This is a genomic window from Thalassotalea atypica, assembly GCF_030295975.1.
GTDB lineage: Bacteria > Pseudomonadota > Gammaproteobacteria > Enterobacterales > Alteromonadaceae > Thalassotalea_F > Thalassotalea_F atypica.
In genome coordinates this window covers 2575848-2595667 of sequence record NZ_AP027364.1, presented here as the reverse complement: position 1 = coordinate 2595667, position 19820 = coordinate 2575848, and the positions used below count along the sequence as shown (strand labels likewise).

Below are 19820 nucleotides of genomic sequence, written 5' to 3'. Positions count from 1 at the left end.
TGAGGTTTAAAAACATGTCTTGTTGATCCTAATAATTTGTTTTATTTTCTAGCAAGTTGTTTAGTAAAACCACGATATGATTGTTTTTTGTTTTTATATAATCGGGCTTCAAATTACTAAACTTCGCTTAGTTGCTAATTACCATACGGCCAAAATTTGTATAGCGCAAGCCTATTTTATTAATCTTTTATGACTTAACGCTCTAAGTTATGCATCCCATGCAATGTTGACCGATAAACTTAAAGTTTTTACGGTTTTGGTCGATAATTAGTTATAGGGTCTGAAAAATTCAATGTAGCCCATTATTGTTGAACAAGCGATAGGTAAATGATATGGACATATTTACAACTCAATTGACGCGGGTTGTACCGGTGAAAATTAAGCCTGAGAAACTTAAAGTTAAAGGCTTAGCTAAAGATGCGAAGACCAGAAAGTTAGATCAAGAAATAGATCAAAACGATGGTCATGAGCAAGATGCGCTTGCCCAGCAGTACGCCCAAGATTTCTATCAGCAATCCGCAGAAAAGAAAGCACAAACAGACGCTGTCGATAAGAACAATTCAACTCCAAAAGACGATTCTGATGAGCCACCACATCACTTAGATATTTTTGTTTAATGTCAGCAACGAGTCGTTATAATAGCCTGCTAATTTTACATCTGTTTTTCTTCATTTATGAGTGTTATCGATAAAGCGTTTTCGTCGACTGGGTTGTTAGCAAATGCGATAACGGGCTTCTCGCCACGCCAAGCACAATTGGACATGGCCCTTGAAGTCGAAAAAGCCATTGAACAGCGATCAACGTTGATTGTTGAAGCGGGGACTGGAACGGGTAAAACGTTTGCCTATTTGATTCCTGCATTAGTGTCTGAAAAAAAAGTTATCATTTCTACCGGTACTAAAAACCTACAAGAGCAGCTGTATCATAAAGATATTCCTCTGATCAAGAAAGCCTTAGCGACCAGTGCGCAAATGGCGCTGTTAAAAGGGCGTTCTAATTATCTATGTCTGCAGAGAATTGACGAATATCAACACTCGAGAGGGCAATTGGATGCACAAACACTACATGATTTTGTCAAGGTCAGGACGTGGGCTAATAGCACACAGACTGGCGATATTGGTGAGCTAGATAACATCGCTGAAGATTCAAGTGTTTTCCCGTATGTCACAAGTACTGTGGATAATTGTTTAGCAAGAGACTGCCCTAAATTTGAAGAGTGCTACCTCATTAAAGCGCGGCAAAAAGCCATCGATGCGGATGTGGTGGTGGTTAATCATCATTTGTTTTTTGCTGATATGGCGTTAAAAGATACTGGTTTTGGTGAGTTGATCCCAAAAGCAGATGTGATGATCTTTGATGAAGCCCATCAAATTGCGGACATAGCCAGTGAGTATTTTGGTGAGTCGTTTTCCACTAAACAGCTCATCGACCTGTGCAATGATGTCTTGCAGTGTTATCGCACCTCATTGACTGATGTTAAACAGTTGGGTAAAGCCGCAGAAAAACTGCAGCGCACTTGCCAAGACTTTAGATTACATTTTTCCCATGACACTGAACGAGGAAACTGGCGAGACAAGGCGAGAGTAACCAACATATTCAATGCGTTTGTGTCGATTAAGGAAGATTTAGATTTTTTATATCAAGTGTTGAAACTGAATGTCTCTCGCAATGAAGTAGTCGACAACTGTTTTGAACGTGCAGTTAATTTGTTGTCAAAATACGATATTGTTGCAGATATTGAAGCATTCGGTGTAAGCCTATGGTACGAAACAACACGTCGTCATGTTGTACTACACCAGACACCATTATCGATCGCAGAAAAGTTCAGTAGTGTGGTTAAGAAGTCGGAAGCAGGGTGGGTATTTACGTCCGCTACTTTGGCGGTTAATGGCGGTTTTTCCCACTTTGCTGATCCGTTAGGACTAACTTTAGAACATACCTTAATGCTCGATAGCCCATTTGACTATGAGCAACAATCGCAACTAATTGTCCCCAGATATTTACCAGAAGCACATGAAGTTTCCCGACCTTCAGCACTTGCCGAGCTTGCTATTCCGTTGATTGAAGCAAGCCAAGGTTCGTGTTTTATGTTGTTTACCAGTTACCGCATCATGAACATGGTGGCAGAAATATTAAATGGTGAGATTGATAACCCGTTGCTGGTGCAAGGTCAAATGACGAAGAGTACTTTGTTGACTGAATTTATTGCCAGCCCTGATGCTGTATTGTTGGCTACCGCTAGCTTTTGGGAAGGTGTTGATGTTAGGGGCGATAACTTAACTTGTGTTATCATTGATAAATTGCCTTTTGCCTCACCTGATGACCCGTTATTGCAGGCAAGAAGTGAAGATGTTCGCCGACAAGGGGGAGATCCTTTTGCCGACATACAGCTACCACAGGCTGTTATCGCTTTGAAACAAGGTGTTGGGCGGTTAATAAGAGATATTACTGACAAAGGTGTGATGGTCATTTGCGATAATCGGTTAGTGAATCGCCCCTATGGCGCAGTGTTTTTGAATAGTTTACCGCCGATGAAACGGTCACGAGATCTTAAACAAGCGACATCGTTTTTAACTTCATTACGTAATTAGAATTAAGAAGAGAGTTATTCCGTGAATTTTTTAGCTATTGATGCTTCAACCGAAGCTTGCTCTGTTGCCATTAAATACCAAGATAAAGTGTACAGTGAATTTGAACTATGCCCGCAATCTCATAGTTTAGTGTTATTACCAATGGTCGATCGTTTGTTAAAGCAAGCGGGATGTCTTTTGAGCGACTTTGATGCCTTAATCTATGGTCAAGGACCAGGAAGCTTCACTGGAGTGCGCATTGGTATAGGTGTTGCTCAGGGATTAGCATTCGCTGCAAAATTACCAACAATAGGTATCTCAACATTGCAAACAATGGCGCAACAAGCCATTGTTGAAACAGAGAACGAGCAGGTACTTGTTGCAATAGATGCAAGAATGTCTGAAATATATACGGCACGTTTTATTAAAAATGAACAGGGCTTTGCTGAAATAGCCGGCAAGGAAATGGTTATTGCTCCTGAGTATATTGCGTCGGCTTTATCATTAACGAAATCTGTAGAAGACAGTGAATATTATGTAGCGGGAACCGGATGGCAGGCCTACTATGAAGCACTTAAGGCATTTCAGTTGAATAGCACAATCGATATACAATACCCAGACGCAAAGCATATGCTGGCGCTTGGACAACACTATTTTGAACAAGGACTGGCGAAACCTGCAGAAGAAGCGCAACCAGTTTATGTTCGTGATACGGTTTCATGGAAAAAGTTACCGGGACGTGAATGATTAATAGATAGCTTCAAATCGCGTGAATGCTGAAAAGGCGCTAATTTATTAAAAAGCGAGACCTTAGTTAGCTTTCCTAAACTTGGTATCACAAAAATAATCTGTTAAATTAAGCTCATGCAAATAAATAACTCATCACTTAATCCACCAATTCAGCCGCTTGGTCAGTCGTCCAATCCGCTGAATCGGTCTGGTGGTGGGCGAGAAACCTCACAGCAAGTTGACCAACTACAACGTAACGAACGTATCGATGTAGATCAGCGAGCTATTAGTCTACTTGAGCAAGAAAAGCAGTCAAGCAATAACAATACAAGCTATGATCAACCCTCGAAGCGTAATACTACAGCGGTTACTGCTTATCAATCGGTTGGTAACCTTGAGCAACGTGAAAGCGTTCAACAACTTTTGGGCGTTGATATCTTCGCCTAATCATGACTGAGTCAACGTCAAACAATTCTTCCTTTTTTAGCCGATACCAATTTTGGATACTGTTGGTACTTGCAGGCACCTTACGTAGCTTTCCAATAGTTTCTGTACCTTTTAACTGGCTTGAAAGTTATTTCCATGAAATAAGTCACGGGCTCGCTGCGTTATTAAGTGGTGGAAAAATCATCCGCATTCAACTATTTCTAGATGGTGCTGGCTTGTGTACATCACAAGGTGGCAGTCGGCTATTTACTAGCTTTATGGGTTATGCTGGAGCTGCTGTTTGGGGCGCCATAATCTATCAGTTAGCACGGCAACATTTACTCTTTGCGCGCGGTGTTTGTATCACCATATTGTTGTTACTTATCGCCTCTTGTATTTTTTGGACGCAGGATCTATTAACGTTATTTATTCTGACTATTTTGATTCTGGTATTTTCCTTGAAACTTAAATTAGCTGATAATGACGCTTTACAAAAAGTCATCCAACTAGTGGGGTTGACCGTGCTGCTGAATGCATTAATGAGCCCCTTTTATTTGATTGATGGCCGCGCACTGGGTGACGGTGCGACGCTGTCAGAGCTAACTTTAGTACCCGAGATTATTTGGGTTGTCATCTGGTTTGCTATAGGCAGTGCGCTGCTGGTTTGGCTTGCAAAGAGCACTAGCAAAATGAGGAAAAAATCTTGAGCAATAAAGGCATGGAAGAAGTATGTTTTGAACTGTCAGACTTAACTATTCATGGCCTGATGAAAGGCGCTGAGCATAAAGATATCGTGCTTTGCTTGCATGGTTGGCTCGACAACGCAGCTAGCTTTGTACCAATGAGTCCCTATTTGGAAAACAAACAAATAATTGCCATCGATTGGCCTGGTCATGGTTTTTCTTCTCACCGCAGCATTGATGCTCACTATCATTTTATTGACTGGGTTTACGATTTATTACAGTTATTCGATGCTAATGAATGGCACAATGTTGAAATCATTGGCCACTCGATGGGCGGGATGATAGCCACCGCATTTGCTGCTGCCTATCCTGAGCGAGTGAGATCTTTGACCTTGATCGACTCGATTGGCTTTGTTTCGACAGATGCAGAAGATACCACTGAACAACTGCGTAAAGGGCTTGAAAGTCGCTTAAAAGGGCAAACTAAGAAGAAACACTTACACTCTTCATTTGAGTCCGCCGTTAATGCGCGAGTGAATGTTTCAGATCTAAGTTATGAACATGCTGAGCATATTGTTAAAAGAGGCTTAGTTAAGGTGGGAGCGAAATACAGTTGGCGCTCTGACAGCCGTTTACGGTTAACTTCACCGTACCGACTAACCCTTGAACAAGCTAAACAGTTGATTAAGGATGTTAACTGCCCGGTGAATTTGATTTACGGCGATAAAGGATTAGATTTAGTACATAGTGGAATTAAATCTTTTTCGCCTTTATTTAAGCATTTTGAATTACATAAAATTGCAGGTGGCCATCATTTGCATATGGAAAACCCAGAGAAAGTTGCCGAAATAATTGCTCAGTTTCTCGCAAAGAACTGAGCGCCAGAGCATAAAAGACTAGGATTTTTTTTGAAAGTGTGGAATTATTCGGAACCCTTGATTGTCTCATCAGAGGTCTGATGACTAATGTTTGAGCTAATTGAATAAATAATGATTGTTTTGAGGTGTTTTATGCGCCTATTAGAATGAACAACGAATAATAAAATAATCATATGTGTCGAGTTTAGTTAAAAGAGGAGAGGATAGTGGAAAAAATCTGGCTTGAGAAAAGTTACCCTCCAGGTGTCCCCCATGAAATTGACCCAGATAAATATGCATCTATCGTTGATATGTTCAACAAGTATGTGCGTGTTTATGCCGATCGAGCAGCCTTTATCAATATGGGCGCAGAAATTACTTACAGAGAACTAGAAGTACAAGCAACAGCATTTGCTGCCTATCTTCAACAAGACTTAGGGCTTAAAAAAGGTGATAAATTTGCCATTATGGTACCCAATACACTGCAATACCCAATTGCTTTGTTTGGAGCATTGCTGGCGGGTTTAACTGTTGTTAATGTTAACCCCTTATATACGGCGCGTGAATTAGAGCATCAATTAAAAGATTCTGGCGCTAAAGCTATGTTGATTGTCGAAAACTTTGCTCGAACCTTAGAACAAGTTATCGATAATACACCCGTTGAAAAAGTCATCATGACGTCACTGGGTGACAGACTAGGCACGTTAAAAGGCGCGGTCGTAAATTTCGTGGTTAAACACGTCAAAAAAATGGTGCCTGCTTATTCGCTTAACGACACAATTAGCTTTAATAAAGTATTAGCGCGAGGTGGCGAGTTAACGTTTACACCTGTTGAAATCTGCGGTGATGATCTAGCCTTTTTGCAATATACCGGTGGTACTACGGGTGTTTCAAAAGGTGCCATGTTAACGCACCGAAATATGGTCGCGAATTTAGAACAGTCTAAAGCGGCGATTAAAAACCTATTGGACGAAGGAAAAGAACTCGTTGTTACAGCACTACCGCTTTATCATATCTTCGCCTTGACCGCTAACTGCTTAACATTTATCACAATAGGCGGTACAAACCTATTGATCACGAATCCGCGTGATATGCCAAATTTTGTCAAAGAGTTGGCAAAGTATCCATTCACAGCCATTACAGGCGTGAATACCTTGTTTAATGGTCTACTGAATACCCCAGAATTTAACAATTTAGATTTTTCAAATCTTAAATTATCGCTTGGTGGTGGCATGGCAGTTCAACAGCCCGTTGCAGAAAAATGGCAACATATCACTAAAACAAGATTGCTCGAAGGGTATGGCCTTACCGAATGCTCACCAATGGTATCAATGAGCCCTTATAACTTAGAAGGTTATGATGGCACTATTGGTATTCCTGCGTCGTCTACAGATATTCGTATCCTTAAAGATGATGGCACCTTGGCTGAAATTGGTGAACCAGGAGAAATGTTGGTTAAAGGACCACAAGTGATGAAGGGCTATTACAATCGTCCTGAAGCAACGAATGAAATTCTCAATGATGGTTGGTTGGCGACAGGCGATATCGCGACAATGGACGAGCGTGGTTTCTTTAAAATTGTCGATCGGAAAAAAGACATGATCATCGTTTCAGGTTTCAATGTCTTCCCAAATGAAATTGAAGAAGTTGCGGTAATGCATGACAATATCATTGAAGCCGCAGCGATTGGAATCGCTCATGAAGTCAGTGGTGAAATTGTTAAATTGTTTGTTGTGCGAAATGACGAAACAGTAGGTGAGCTTGAAATAATTGAGCATTGCCGAGAACGATTAACGAATTACAAAGTGCCCAAAATTATTGAGTTCAAAGACGAGTTGCCGAAAACTAATGTCGGCAAAATTTTGAGAAAAGATTTAAGGTAACTTGTTAAGTAGTTTTCAAAACTAAAAAAGCCGCTATAAGCGGCTTTTTTGTTCTCTGATTAAGTCAATTTATTGTGCCTTTATTACTTTACCATTGATTGAGCTGCTATCGTCACTCATTAAATAAACATACAGCGGCATGATATCTAATGGTTTTGCCAGCGTATCTTGATCCTCCGCTGGATACGCTTTAGTGCGCATGGGCGTTTTAGTCGCGCCAGGGTTGATTGCGTTTGTGCGTAAATTTGTATTGTCGTATTCATCCGCGATCAATTCCATCATGCCTTCTGTGGCAAATTTTGACATAGAATAAGCACCCCAGTAGGCACGCCCTTTATTACCTACACCAGAAGATGTGAAAACTAAAGAAGGTGTCGATGATTTAAGCATGACCGGAATCAAGGCTTGCGAGAGCAAAAACTGTGCTTTTACATTAATTTGCATAACGTCATCAAAGATTTGTTCATGTATGGTGGAAAATGGGGTTAGCTCTCCTAATACCGAAGCATTCAATAGTGCGCCATCTAACTTGCCGAATTGATCAATAATGGTGTTTGCCATATCAATGTAATTTTGTTTACTTGCCCCTTTCATGTCTAACGGAACAATGGCGGCTTCGGGATAACCCTTAGCTAAAATTTCATCGTAAACACTTTCAAGTTTTTCTACCGTGCGGCCCAATAAAATAACAGTGGCACCAAGTTGCGCGTAAGTTAAAGCTGCTTGACGGCCAATACCACTACCAGCGCCGGTAACTAAAATAACCTTATTTTCAAGGCTGTTTTCTTTAATTTGATGATTAAACATAGGAAAAACTAAATGATAATTTGTGGCGCCAAGTTTACTCTTTGAAAGCTAAACTGACGAGTTTTTTTGTCGTAATTAATACAATTAATGAACAATTAGAACAGAAAACGTAAAAACAGCTAGCGCATTGCGTTGTCTTGCGGTAACTTTAACTGGTCTAACTAGTTAGTGAGGGTAAGTGTGATCAAGCACTTACTAATTTAACAAGTTCAAAATATATAAGAAATTAGTAGACTACTTCTGGGGAGAAATAATGAATAAGCTAATTCTTAGTTTGGCTATTGCTGGTGCACTTGGTTTAAGTGGCTGTGATAGCGAATCTATTAAAGATGTACAAAAAGATGTTGACCAAAACGGTCCTGCAACAACGCTAACCGCACGTGTCGTGTTCGACCCTTCAAATGGCGTTTTATCTGTTCCAAATGATTTACTGTTTGTTGATACTACTGATGGTACTTTGAACCCACCTGTTGCCGACGCAACAGACTTTTCTGATCCTAATGTTGCTGTAAGTGCACTAGATGGTTGGTCTACAGTAAACCCTTTTAAAATTGCACTGAGCTTCCCAGCAGGGACTTCTTTAGAGCCAAATAGTGTATCTTCTGGGGTACGTATATTTGAAGTGGAAATGGGGGGGCCAACGGCGAGTGAAGCCTGTTCTGTTGTGCCTCAAGGTGCAGCATGTCGTGTAATCGGTGAATTAGCTTTTGGTGCGGACTTCTTTGCACAAGCGTCAGGCAATGATGTTGCTGTAGTACCAACAAAACCATTGAAAGCAAAAACGACGTATATCGTCGTATTAACAAATGGTTTAACTGACAATAATGGTAAATCAGTAGCTGGCTCAACCACGTATGAGTTAGTACAACAAGATTTAGCAACACTGCCTTTAGGTAGTGAGTCGCAGCGAAGCTTACAAGGTGCTATTAATAGCTTTGAAGCGGCGGTAGGTAGTGCTGGTGTTGATAAATCAAGCATAATTTACACAATGGCGATGACCACTCAATCTACTGTAGATGCGTTAGGCAGTGTAAAGTCGCTAATGGCGCAAGGCCTACAGATGGGCAGTATTCCAGCCATTGGTGTGCAAGACAGTGGGATTTCTGTTGCTGATGTTTTTGCTTCACAAGGCGTTCAATTAACACCAGAGTTAGCAGGTGTTTATGGTACGGCAAACTACTTAGCAGGAAGTATTACACTACCTTACTATTTAGGCGTGCCAACGGCAGAAAACCCTATGGCACCAGTAAATGACTGGTGGAAAGCTTTATGTGACTCAGGCGCTATTTTAGCAGGTCTTGCGGCGCAAAACCCGGCTGCAATTCCTACAGACCCAGTTAGTGTGACTGATGCAACTTGTATAGCGGTTTCGCAGGCTGCTGGCCTTGCTCCTCCAGGCTTGCGTGATTTAAGCTCAGTAATGGAATTAGATCCAGAGCGTAATTTAACTAAATTCAACCCAGTCCCCGCGCAACGCGCAATGATGACACTAGATGTTCAAATGACAACTCCAGACGTCAATGTGGCAAATGTTGTTCGTGCTTCTCTTGGTATGTCTGCTATTGCTGAGCCAGCTGCCGGCTGGCCTGTTGTTATACTCCAACACGGTATTACGTCGAAGAAAGAAGACATGCTTGCCATAACGGGTTCGTTGTCGATGAATGGGTTTGCAACTGTTGCTATTGACCACCCATTACATGGTAGCCGTGGATTTGATTTAACAGGGGATGGCATTGATGAAATTAATGCATCGACCGTTTCTGCAACTCATTATATGAACTTGGCAAGCTTATTAACAACACGTGATAACCTTCGTCAAAGTACGTCGGATATGTTAGGGCTTCGTTTAGGGGTTAACTTCCTTAGCGGTACTCACGTTGATGCGTCTCCGGTAAAGATTGACTCATCAAAAGTACACTTCTTAGGTCATTCATTAGGTGCTATTACTGGTATCAACTTTATTGCAATGGCAAATTCACCCTTAGCGCCAACAGTTGATCCATTATTCAGCATCACAAGTAACTCACTGGCAATGCCGGGTGTTACTGTTGCTAACTTCCTTATGGAATCAGCTGCTTTTGGTGATGTGATTAAATCAGGTTTAACATACCAAGCATTGCCTGAGTTCCAAGCATTCGTAGGGCAATTATACCCAGACGGTGCAAGTGAAGCAGAATTAGTGGGTGCATATCTACAATTTTACTCAGCATTATCGGCTGAGCAACAAGCTGACTTAAATGCTACATTTGCTAGCTTTACATTTGCTGCTCAAACAGTAACCGATTCAGGTGACCCAGTGAACTACGCCGGCATAATGGCTGCAACACAAACACCAACTCACTTAATTGAGGTTATTGGTAATGGTAGTGATAACTTATCTGATCAAGTAATTCCTAATGTAGTTTCTACTACGAGTCTATCAGGTACTGAAGCGGCAATCACATTACTTGACTTACCAAGTGTGAGCACAACGTCTGAAGGATCTGGAGCTGTAAGGTTTATTAATGGCCATCATAGTTCTATTTTGTCACCTTCTGCTCAGCCAAGTTCGCCTGATCCGTTATTAAGTGCTGCGGCAACTCAAGAGATGCAAACGCAAGTGACGACTTTCTTTGCATCGTTGGGACAATTGATTTCAGTAACTAACAGCGTTGTTGTGCAATAAAATTTACTGAATTTAATAACTTAATTCAAAGCCCTCTTTATAGAGGGCTTTTTTTATTATAACTTAACCATATATTAGTTAGGTAAATTGATTATTTTATAAATCGACTTGGAGCTTAAGTGGAATTTTTATACGAATATGGCTTGTTTTTAGCCAAAACTTTAACTTTTGTCATTGCAATTGTTGCTATCGTTGCTGTGATCGCAGGTGCTGCTGTTAAGCAGAAGGCACGTAAAGGTGAACTTGAGATAGAAGATCTTTCTGAACATTTTGCTGATGTTGAAGATGATGTTATTCATGCATTGTTAACGAAAGAAGAGTTAAAAGATAAAGAAAAAGAAGACAAGAAAGCAGAAAAAGCGAAAGTAAAAGCACATAAAAAAGGTGAGAAAGAGGAAGCGTTACCTAGAATGTTTGTGCTTGATTTTAAGGGCAGTATTGACGCAAAAGAGGTGTCTTCGCTGCGAGAGGAAGTGTCGGCGGTGTTATCTGTAGCTAAGAAAGAAGATGAAGTATTTGTTCGTCTTGAAAGCGGTGGAGGTATGGTGCATGGCTATGGTTTAGCATCATCTCAACTTGATAGAATACGCCAACGTGAAATCCCTTTAACGGTTTCCGTTGATAAAGTAGCGGCGAGTGGCGGCTACATGATGGCCTGTGTTGCTAATAATATCATTTCTGCACCTTTTGCTATCCTTGGCTCTATTGGCGTGATAGCGCAAGTCCCTAATTTCAATAAATTTCTTAAGAAACATGATGTTGACTATGAGCAGTTTACAGCAGGCGAATTTAAACGTACCGTCACTATGTTTGGTGAGAATACTGAGAAAGGCCGAGAAAAGTTTGTTGAAGAGTTGGAAGAAACACATCAATTATTTAAAGAGTTTGTTGGTGAGCATCGCCCAAGTTTAGATGTTGCTAAGGTTGCAACGGGTGAGCATTGGTTTGGTACTAAGGCAAAAGAATTAGGTTTAGTCGACGATATTCTTACCAGTGATGATTACCTGTTCAATGCAAGCAAAACTCACAAAATTGTTAGCATCAAGTATGAGGTTAAAAAAGGCTTAGCAGACAAGTTTGCTAAAGCGGCATCAATATCAGTTGATAGTGTGATGGGCCGTCTGTTGCAAAAGAATCGAATTTTTCCTAGCTAAGAGAGGCTGTGTATGGATGCTTCTTTTTGGCACCGTTGCTGGGAGAGAAATAGTCTAGGCTTTCATCAAGGCAGTGTGCACCCGTTTTTGACTGAAACATTGGATCCATTGTTTGATGAAAAGTCTCAACGGGTTTTTGTCCCTTTGTGTGGTAAATCGTTAGATATGTTTTGGCTTGCAGAGCGTATGGATGTTGTTGGTAGTGAGCTGAGTAAAATCGCCTGTCATGATTTCTTTACCGAGCAAAACATTGCTTATGAAACAACTAAAAGTGGTGATTTAGTTAAATATAGCTTTGACAATATCTCGTTGTGGCAAGGCGATTTTTTTAAATTGCCTGCTGAACAGTTCCCAGCATTTGATTGGATATATGACAGGGCTGCTATTATTGCTTTGCCTCAGGAGTTGCAAGAGAAATACGTCGCACACTTGAGTTCATTTGTCGGGAAAGGCACTAAATTGGCACTAATATCACTTGAGTTCCCTGAGCACGAGCTTACCGGACCGCCGTTTCCTGTAACAGAAAAACAAGTGAATGAACTCTTCTCAGAGTTCAAGGTTGATTGTATCGCGTCAAAGGAACTACCTGATAGGCAGTTTGCACAGCGCGTATTTGATGTGAGTTATTTAAAAGAAAGGCTATATATAATTGAAAGATTGGATAGCTAATTAGCAACGCCATTTTGGGCAGATGCTACAAAGAAAAGGGGAGCTAATTAGCTCCCCTTTTTACATTATTCAGCTTGTATTATTGTTTGCTGTCTAAGTGATGAAAATCAATATCTTCTAATTTTCTACCAGCCGATTTATCGTGAAAAACATCTTCATCAAACTGATTCTCACTTTTACCAACAATAATGGTTACCATACTGTCACCTGTGACATTGACAGCAGTACGTGTCATGTCTAGTAGTCTATCTACGCCTATAATCAATGCGATACCCTCAACAGGTAACCCAACTTGTTCAAGTACCATGGCTAACATGATCAAACCTACACCTGGGACACCTGCAGTACCTATTGACGCAAGGGTAGCGGTTAATATCACCATTAAATAGTCAGTAATGGTCAAGTCTTGGTTAAATACTTGCGCAATAAAGACCGTAGCGACACCTTGCATGATAGCAGTACCGTCCATGTTGATTGTTGCACCTAGAGGCACTGTAAACGAGGCAATGGAGTTTTTAACTCCCATTTTCTTGGTCGCGGTTTCAAGAGTAATAGGTAAAGTGGCGTTACTGCTTGACGTTGAAAAAGCAAAAATGGCGGTATCGCGCATTTTTCTCAAGAAAAGCATTGGATTTAAGCCAGTGAACAACTTTAACAACATAGGGTAAGTCACTAACCCGTGAATGAGTAATGCAACAAAAACGACAAGGAAGTATGCCAATAGGTTTTGGAAAGTAGAAAGTGAAATATCAGTAAATAGTCCAGCCAATAAACAAAACACACCATAAGGTGCCAAGTTCATTAGAATGGTTACTAAGCGCATAATCACTTCGTTCATGTCTTCAAATAATTTAGCAACTCTTTGACCGGCTGAGCCAGAAAGTGCCATGGCAATGCCAAAGAGCAGCGCAAAAACAATTACTTGTAGCATGTTGCCTTGTGCAAAAGCCGTAAATGGGTTGCTTGGGAACATTTGAATAATAACAGTGGCAAGTGAAGGTGCTTCTCGACTAGCAAAGCTAGTTTCTGCCACCATATTGACGCCCTCACCGGGGCTGACTAAAAGAGCCAAAGATATCGCAAAGCTGATCGCTATTGCGGTGGTAATAAGATATAGACCAATGGCCTTTCCGCCAATTTTTCCCAGTTTTGTTGTGTCTTTTAAAGAGCATGTACCACAAATGAGAGATACGAAGACTAAAGGGACTACTAACATTTGTAAGCTTGAAATGAATATTTGCCCAATGACTTCAAATATCCCGTCAACGAGTAAATTTCGAAGTGAAATATCAAATAGGTATAAAGGGATTACAAAGTCTGAACCGTTCGGCATTAACTTTTGCAGAAGTACACCTACCATAATGCCTGCAACCATACCGGTGACTATTCTGCCTGTTAAACTTGACTGCTTTTCTGTTGCCATAATCGTTTTAATATTTTTTTAGATTTATCGATGACTTTAGGGTAGCAATTTACGCGAGAATAAAAAACTAATTTAAGATGGAAACCAAAAAGATAGCGACCAATTATTTTTTGATATTGTTTAAAAATAGATAGTGACCTTTTGTCGTAATATCAGTTAAGATGATTCAGATCTATAATAAAAATGTACATGGAGATGTCTTTATGCAGTTGCTTCGACGACTTAGTATTACGATGCTGCTACTCATTCTAGCCGGCTGTGGTGGCGGTGACGGAAGTTTAAGTGACGGAAACACGCCTGTAACCCCTGATCCTGTTGATGAACCAATCACAATAGAACTAACCTTATCAAGTGACTCTGTATCGGAACAAACACCGGTGACAATTACCGCTCTTGTTATGCAAGATGGTGCTGTGGTTGCGGGTAAACTCGTGAGTTTCGCTATTAATGATCCTGACACAACAAGTGATAATAAATTAGCGTTCTTTAACCCCGAAAATGGCGCTGCGAGTACTAATAGCGAAGGGATAGCTACCATCACATTATTAGCAGGCGGAAAATCTGGCGGCGGTGAAATCGTAGCTAGTGTTGACGGTGGAACTGTGACATCAGGTGCTGCAGGCTTTAATAGTGCAGGTGACGGCGCAACTGATGATGCACCTAAAGTGGCAACAATAAGCCTCTTTGCGAGTACGCAACAAATGGCATCAAGTGGTGCGCAAGAAATTTCTTTAACAGCAATTATTAAAGATAATAATAACAATCTTGTGGAAGGTGCATCGGTGGCATTTGATGCCACTTCAGGACAAATCCAAGTTACTAAGTCATTGACTGAAGCGGACGGACAAGCAACAGCGGTGTTAAGAACAGATAATGAGCCTTCTAACCGTGTTATAACCGTTACAACGACCAGTGATCAAAAAACTGATGTCGTCAATATTGAAGTCATTGGTACTTCGGTACAATTAAGTGGCTCAACATCTTTAGCTATTAATGATGAGAATAACTATATCGTTAAGGTGTTAGACTCCGACGGCGAAGGTATCCCTGAAACGTTAGTAAACCTAAGTTTAGATAGTGCCTCAGGTAATAACATCACGATACCTAGCTCGGTGACTACAGACTTCACGGGTCAAGCTACATTTGCTGCAACGGGCACATCTTCTGGTAATAATACTATTAACGCAACAGCATTAGGAGCTACTGGAACACAGGCAGTATCAATTCAAGCAGATTCGTTTCTGTTTTCAACGTTCACAAGTGATGGTCTAATTACACCTATTTCGGACGGTGCCAATATACCTGATGTTTTCTTGTCTGATTCAGCTACCATAACGTTAGAATGGCTTCGCTCGGGGCAACCAGTTCCTGATGGAACGAAAGTAACGTTTACAACAACCCGAGGGGATGTATCGGTAGTAGAAGCATCTACTGTTAACGGTATTGTATCAGTTGATGTGTCATCTAGTAATGCAGGTAAAGCGTTAGTTACTTTTACGGGTAGTGATGGTGATGTCGAGTTGAATAATCAGCTGAGTTTTGAATTTGTTGCTGAAACAGCTGCAACATTGGTCGCCCAAGCTTCGCCTAGCTCAATAGGCCCAAATGAGCAAAGTTCTGTAATTTCTGTTGTTGTTAAAGATGTTAACGGTAACCTTGTTAAGAACAAAATCATTGACTTTAAGTTAGAAGATACCAGCGGTGGTGAAATTACCGTACCTGCCGATACAACAGACAGTAATGGTGCAGCATCAACCGTTTATAAATCAAATACAGTTTCAGCCAAAAATGGTGTGGTCATTACCGCCACGGTAAGGGACGAACCCGGTGTATTTGATACAGTTGAATTAACTGTGGCTGAGCGAGAACTGTTCATTTCATTGGGCACAGGCAATACCATTGTCGAGCTCGATGAAACAACATACAGTAAAACTTACTCTGTATTCGTAACTGATGTCGATTCTAGACCAAGACAAAATATTACTTTGCAAGTTTCAGCTATTCCTCATAACTTTAAAAAAGGTCAATGGGTTAAAGTGTTTGATGAAGGAGAGTTCCAAAGTTGGGCTGCTGATGTCAGCATTACCTGTCCAAATGAAGATGTGAATCAAGATGGTATATTAGACTTTGGTGAAGATACAAATGGTGATGGTATTTTGACCCCAGGTAATATAGTTTCAGTGACAGGCGTAGAAGCTGCGAATTTTGAAATTATTACCGATAGTCAAGGTCGTGCAGTCATTGATTTATTATATCCTCAAAGTTATGCGCAATGGTCTGATATTGACATTATCGTGTCAGCAAAAGTAACAGGCACTGAAAATATTGAAAAAACAATATTTACTCTACCAGTTAATTCTGACGACGTAACTAAAGAAGATGTTATCCCACCAGTTCAATCTATTGGTTTACAAAGTCCATTTGGATTGACAGCTAGCTGTAACTCAGCAAATTAATATTAGTCATTTTAAAGCCCCTAATATTAGGGGCTTTTTTATACCCTCAATAAAGTGGCTGTATTTTAATGCCTTGCATAAATATCTTATCTCTGTATAATGCGCACCTCGCTAATCGACCCTCGGTCAAAAGGTTAGCACGTGTCGGGGTTATATCCGCCTGATAGACTTGCCTTGCTAGGCTCCTTCCTAGCATATGAATGTGCGAAAAGTCTCCTTGGTGGTTTCCTCAGTGGTATTTTGCAGGATTTCCTGCCAAGAGAAGACAATTAATTATGAGTGAACAAAACATTGCCCCTGTAGGCTTTGATGCTTTAGGCTTGCCTGAAAATTTATTATCTGCTGTTAAAGCATTAGGATTCGAAAATTCTACACCTATCCAAGCACAAACTATTCCGCCATTGTTAGCGGGAAAAGATGTTTTAGGTGAAGCACAAACAGGTACAGGTAAAACGGCAGCATTTAGCTTACCAGCACTAGCAAACATAGACACTAATCTTAGAAAGCCACAATTGATGGTATTGGCCCCAACACGTGAACTTGCGATTCAAGTTGCAGAAGCAATTGAATCATTTGCCAAGAACATGAAAGGGTTAAAGGTTGCTACTTTATACGGTGGTCAATCTTATGGACCGCAATTTCAGCAGCTCGAGCGTGGTGCGCAAGTTGTTGTAGGTACTCCAGGGCGTTTAATGGATCATCTTCGCCGTAAAAGCCTTAAACTTGATGCTCTGAAACTTTGTGTACTAGATGAAGCTGATGAAATGCTTAACATGGGTTTCCTAGAAGACATTGAATGGATTTTAGAGCACATTTCGAAAGAAACACAAATGGCATTGTTCTCTGCAACCATGCCGGCAGGTATCCGTAAAGTTGCAAATCGTTTCTTAAAAGAGCCTGAGCACATCAAAGTCGCAGCAGCTAAAAAAGAAAAAGCCAATATCAGTCAATTTGCATGGAAAGTCTCCGGCATAAACAAAATGACTGCATTAGAGCGCATCGCTGAAACTTTTGATTATGATGCGATGATAATTTTTGTTCGCACACGTAATGACACAGTAGAAGTAGCAGAGAAACTGGAGCGTCAGGGTTACCCAGCATTAGCTTTAAATGGTGACATGAATCAAGCGCAACGCGAGCGCACGGTCGATCAAATCAAATCAGGTCAGTCATCAATATTAATTGCTACAGATGTTGTTGCGCGAGGTTTAGATATCCCTCGTATTGATGTTGTTATTAATTATGACTTACCAGGTGATAATGAATCGTACGTACATAGAATTGGTCGTACTGGTCGAGCGGGTAGAAGTGGCACTGCCATTTCATTCGTACGTCCTCGTGAAATGTATTCATTGCGTCACTATGAACGTTTGACGTCTGGAAAAATTAACGAATTCAATTTGCCTACTATTCAAGAAATAGGAAAGGCACGTATAGAGCGTACTCGTGACGAATTAGCTTCGTTAATATCTAATAATGATCTTGCTGCGATGCGCGACATTATTGAAAATATGGCACAAGAGTCTGAAATCTCTATGGTAGATTTGGCTGCTGCGTTATTGTTCCAAAAACAAGTAAAGCAGCCATTGCAACCTAAAGAAGATCCTAAACCTCGTCGTGAAGCACGTGATAGAAATGAGCGTGGCGCTAGAGATGGTCGCCGTGACAATCGACGAGATGCTCGTGGTGGCAGAGATAGTCGTGACAATCGTTCAGAACGTGGTGAAAGAGGCGAGCGTCCTGCACGTAAACCTAGAGCAAACCGCACTGACGTTGATTGGCAAACATATCGTCTAGAAGTAGGTAAAGAACACGGTGCCAAGCCTGGTGATATCGTAGGTGCTATTGCTAACGAGATATCACTTGATAGTAGTTATATCGGTTCTATCAAGCTTCACGAGCAACATACCTTTGTACAGCTACCTAAAGGCATGCCTGCTAATGCGTTTAAACAACTTAAACGTGTAAGAGTGAGAAGACAAGCGCTAGAAATAACGGTTGCAGATGGTCAAGTTGCCAATGCCGATACTTCTCATAAAAAGGAACGAGCGAACAGATAGCTCTTTCTTAGCTTTAAAAATAGATTAAAGGTGCTTAGGCACCTTTTTTTTCGTTCCTACTTGGGTACTTCTGAGAAGAATAATTCTCTTTACTATGGAGAATAATATTAGGTGTTTACATTTGTTTACAGCTGCTCGCTACGCCTTTAAAAGCTTGAACTGAGGTTAGGTTATATTTTGTCTCTTCACACGTAACATTTGTTTTACACAGAATTGACTGTTATCGATTAGCCATGTCTTTTTCTTCTCTTTGATGAACGTAATAATAAAGGCATAACTATGTGAGAGAGACAATTATGACCGAAGTTACTAACCCACTAAAACTGTGTGGTATTGAATTTACAGAGTATGCAACGCCAGACAGTGACTTCATGGAAAAAGCCTTTTTGGGTTTTGGTTTTTCTAAGATAAAGAAATTCAAAGGCCGTGATATCGAATATTTCAACCAAAACGATATTCATTTCTTATTGAATAAAGAGCAAGCAGGTTTCTCTAAAGAATTTGCAAAAAGCCATGGTCCAGCAATCTGCTCAATGGGCTGGAGAGTTGAAGATGCGAACTTTGCATTCGAAGAAGCTATAAAGCGTGGTGCAAAATCAGCACAAAATGCAGAAAACAAACTGCCATATCCTGCGATATACGGTATCGGTGATAGCTTAATTTATTTTATCGAAAAATTTGGCGCGAAAGGTACAATTTATAGCGACGACTTCGAAGCTTTAGATGAACCTATTATTGTAAAAGATAAGGGCTTTAAAGCTGTAGACCACCTTACAAATAATGTATATCAAGGTACGATGGAGAAGTGGGCCAACTTCTATAAAGACGTGTTTGGTTTTACAGAAGTTCGTTATTTTGACATCAAAGGTGAAAAAACTGCGCTTGTATCGTATGCACTTAAGTCGCCGTGTGGGAATTTCTGTATTCCGATTAATGAAGGTAAAGGCACCAACAATAATCAAATTGATGAATACTTAGAAGAGTATAATGGGCCGGGTGTGCAACATTTAGCGTTTATTACTGATGATTTAGTTAATTCATTAGATCAACTAGACAGTGATATTATTGACACACTTAATATTGTGCCAGAGTATTACGATGATATTTTTGACCGTGTCCCATGGGTGAAAGAAGATAAAGAGCGTATTAAAGCGCATCAAATCTTAGTGGATAGCCAAAGCGAAGATTCATACTTGCTTCAAATATTCACTAAGAATATTTTCGGCCCCATTTTTATCGAGATGATTCAACGTGTAGATGATAACGGCTTTGGTGAAGGTAATTTTACCGCGCTATTTAAATCAATAGAGTTGAACCAAATGGAACGAGGTGTACTTTAGTCGCTACCATTTAAGATATTTGAATAAAAAAGCCAGCTATTTAGCTGGCTTTTTTTATTTTCTATTAATAAAAATTTGCATTTATATCAGTATCTTCT

At 40.5% G+C, this 19820-nt stretch carries 15 protein-coding genes; 13 read left to right on the top strand and 2 right to left on the bottom strand.

What is annotated here, in order from left to right:
• Positions 1-332: 332 nt before the first annotated feature.
• The 7 genes from QUE03_RS11885 to fadD all read left to right on the top strand — a co-directional run bounded on the left by QUE03_RS11885 (position 333) and on the right by fadD (position 7148).
• Positions 333-617: a hypothetical protein gene (locus tag QUE03_RS11885; RefSeq protein WP_286261701.1), complete on the top strand. Its 285-nt coding sequence runs from the start codon at positions 333-335 to the stop codon at positions 615-617.
• Between the two features lie 57 nt (positions 618-674).
• Positions 675-2591: a DNA repair helicase YoaA gene (gene yoaA, locus QUE03_RS11880; RefSeq protein ID WP_286261699.1), complete on the top strand. Its 1917-nt coding sequence runs from the start codon at positions 675-677 to the stop codon at positions 2589-2591.
• Between the two features lie 21 nt (positions 2592-2612).
• On the top strand, positions 2613-3317 hold the full coding sequence (gene tsaB, locus QUE03_RS11875; RefSeq protein WP_286261698.1) for a tRNA (adenosine(37)-N6)-threonylcarbamoyltransferase complex dimerization subunit type 1 TsaB: 705 nt from the start codon (positions 2613-2615) through the stop codon (positions 3315-3317).
• 117 nt (positions 3318-3434) lie between these two features.
• The gene (locus tag QUE03_RS11870; protein WP_286261697.1) at positions 3435-3746 is read left to right on the top strand and encodes a hypothetical protein; all 312 of its coding nucleotides are present in this window, start codon (positions 3435-3437) and stop codon (positions 3744-3746) included.
• Positions 3747-3748: 2 nt separating this feature from the next.
• The gene (locus tag QUE03_RS11865; RefSeq protein WP_286261695.1) at positions 3749-4432 is read left to right on the top strand and encodes a M50 family metallopeptidase; all 684 of its coding nucleotides are present in this window, start codon (positions 3749-3751) and stop codon (positions 4430-4432) included.
• Positions 4429-5286, top strand: a complete 858-nt coding sequence (locus QUE03_RS11860) for an alpha/beta fold hydrolase (RefSeq protein WP_286261693.1) — start codon at positions 4429-4431, stop codon at positions 5284-5286. Before QUE03_RS11865 ends, QUE03_RS11860 begins: the two co-directional genes overlap by 4 nt.
• A gap of 206 nt (positions 5287-5492) precedes the next feature.
• Positions 5493-7148, top strand: a complete 1656-nt coding sequence (gene fadD, locus QUE03_RS11855; protein ID WP_286261692.1) for a long-chain-fatty-acid--CoA ligase FadD — start codon at positions 5493-5495, stop codon at positions 7146-7148.
• Positions 7149-7217: 69 nt separating this feature from the next.
• On the opposite strand, the gene QUE03_RS11850 is transcribed toward fadD, so the two are convergent.
• On the bottom strand, positions 7218-7955 hold the full coding sequence (locus QUE03_RS11850; RefSeq protein ID WP_286261690.1) for a YciK family oxidoreductase: 738 nt from the start codon (positions 7953-7955) through the stop codon (positions 7218-7220).
• Positions 7956-8208: 253 nt separating this feature from the next.
• Between QUE03_RS11850 and QUE03_RS11845 the strand changes: the two genes are divergently transcribed.
• The 3 genes from QUE03_RS11845 (at position 8209) to QUE03_RS11835 (ending at position 12443) form a co-directional block, all read left to right on the top strand.
• Positions 8209-10620: a VolA/Pla-1 family phospholipase gene (locus QUE03_RS11845; protein ID WP_286261688.1), complete on the top strand. Its 2412-nt coding sequence runs from the start codon at positions 8209-8211 to the stop codon at positions 10618-10620.
• Positions 10621-10739: 119 nt separating this feature from the next.
• A complete protein-coding gene (gene sohB / locus QUE03_RS11840) occupies positions 10740-11774 on the top strand; it encodes a protease SohB (RefSeq protein ID WP_286261685.1) in 1035 nt (344 codons plus the stop codon).
• A 12-nt stretch (positions 11775-11786) separates the two neighbouring features.
• Positions 11787-12443, top strand: coding sequence for a thiopurine S-methyltransferase (locus tag QUE03_RS11835; protein WP_286261682.1), 657 nt, complete (start codon positions 11787-11789; stop codon positions 12441-12443).
• Positions 12444-12522: 79 nt separating this feature from the next.
• Here QUE03_RS11835 and QUE03_RS11830 read toward each other — a convergent pair whose 3' ends face one another.
• A complete protein-coding gene (locus QUE03_RS11830) occupies positions 12523-13866 on the bottom strand; it encodes a dicarboxylate/amino acid:cation symporter (protein ID WP_286261681.1) in 1344 nt (447 codons plus the stop codon).
• 203 nt (positions 13867-14069) lie between these two features.
• On the opposite strand from QUE03_RS11830, the gene QUE03_RS11825 reads away from it, so the two are divergent.
• From QUE03_RS11825 to hppD, 3 genes are all read left to right on the top strand, one after another.
• Complete coding sequence (locus QUE03_RS11825) at positions 14070-16322, top strand: Ig-like domain-containing protein (RefSeq protein WP_286261679.1); 2253 nt, start codon at positions 14070-14072, stop codon at positions 16320-16322.
• A gap of 275 nt (positions 16323-16597) precedes the next feature.
• Positions 16598-18382 carry a DEAD/DEAH box helicase gene (locus QUE03_RS11820; RefSeq protein WP_286261677.1) on the top strand — a complete coding sequence of 595 codons (1785 nt, stop codon included), beginning with the start codon at positions 16598-16600 and terminating at the stop codon, positions 18380-18382.
• 296 nt (positions 18383-18678) lie between these two features.
• Positions 18679-19722, top strand: coding sequence for a 4-hydroxyphenylpyruvate dioxygenase (hppD, locus tag QUE03_RS11815; RefSeq protein WP_286261675.1), 1044 nt, complete (start codon positions 18679-18681; stop codon positions 19720-19722).
• The last annotated feature ends 98 nt before the right edge of the window (positions 19723-19820 follow it).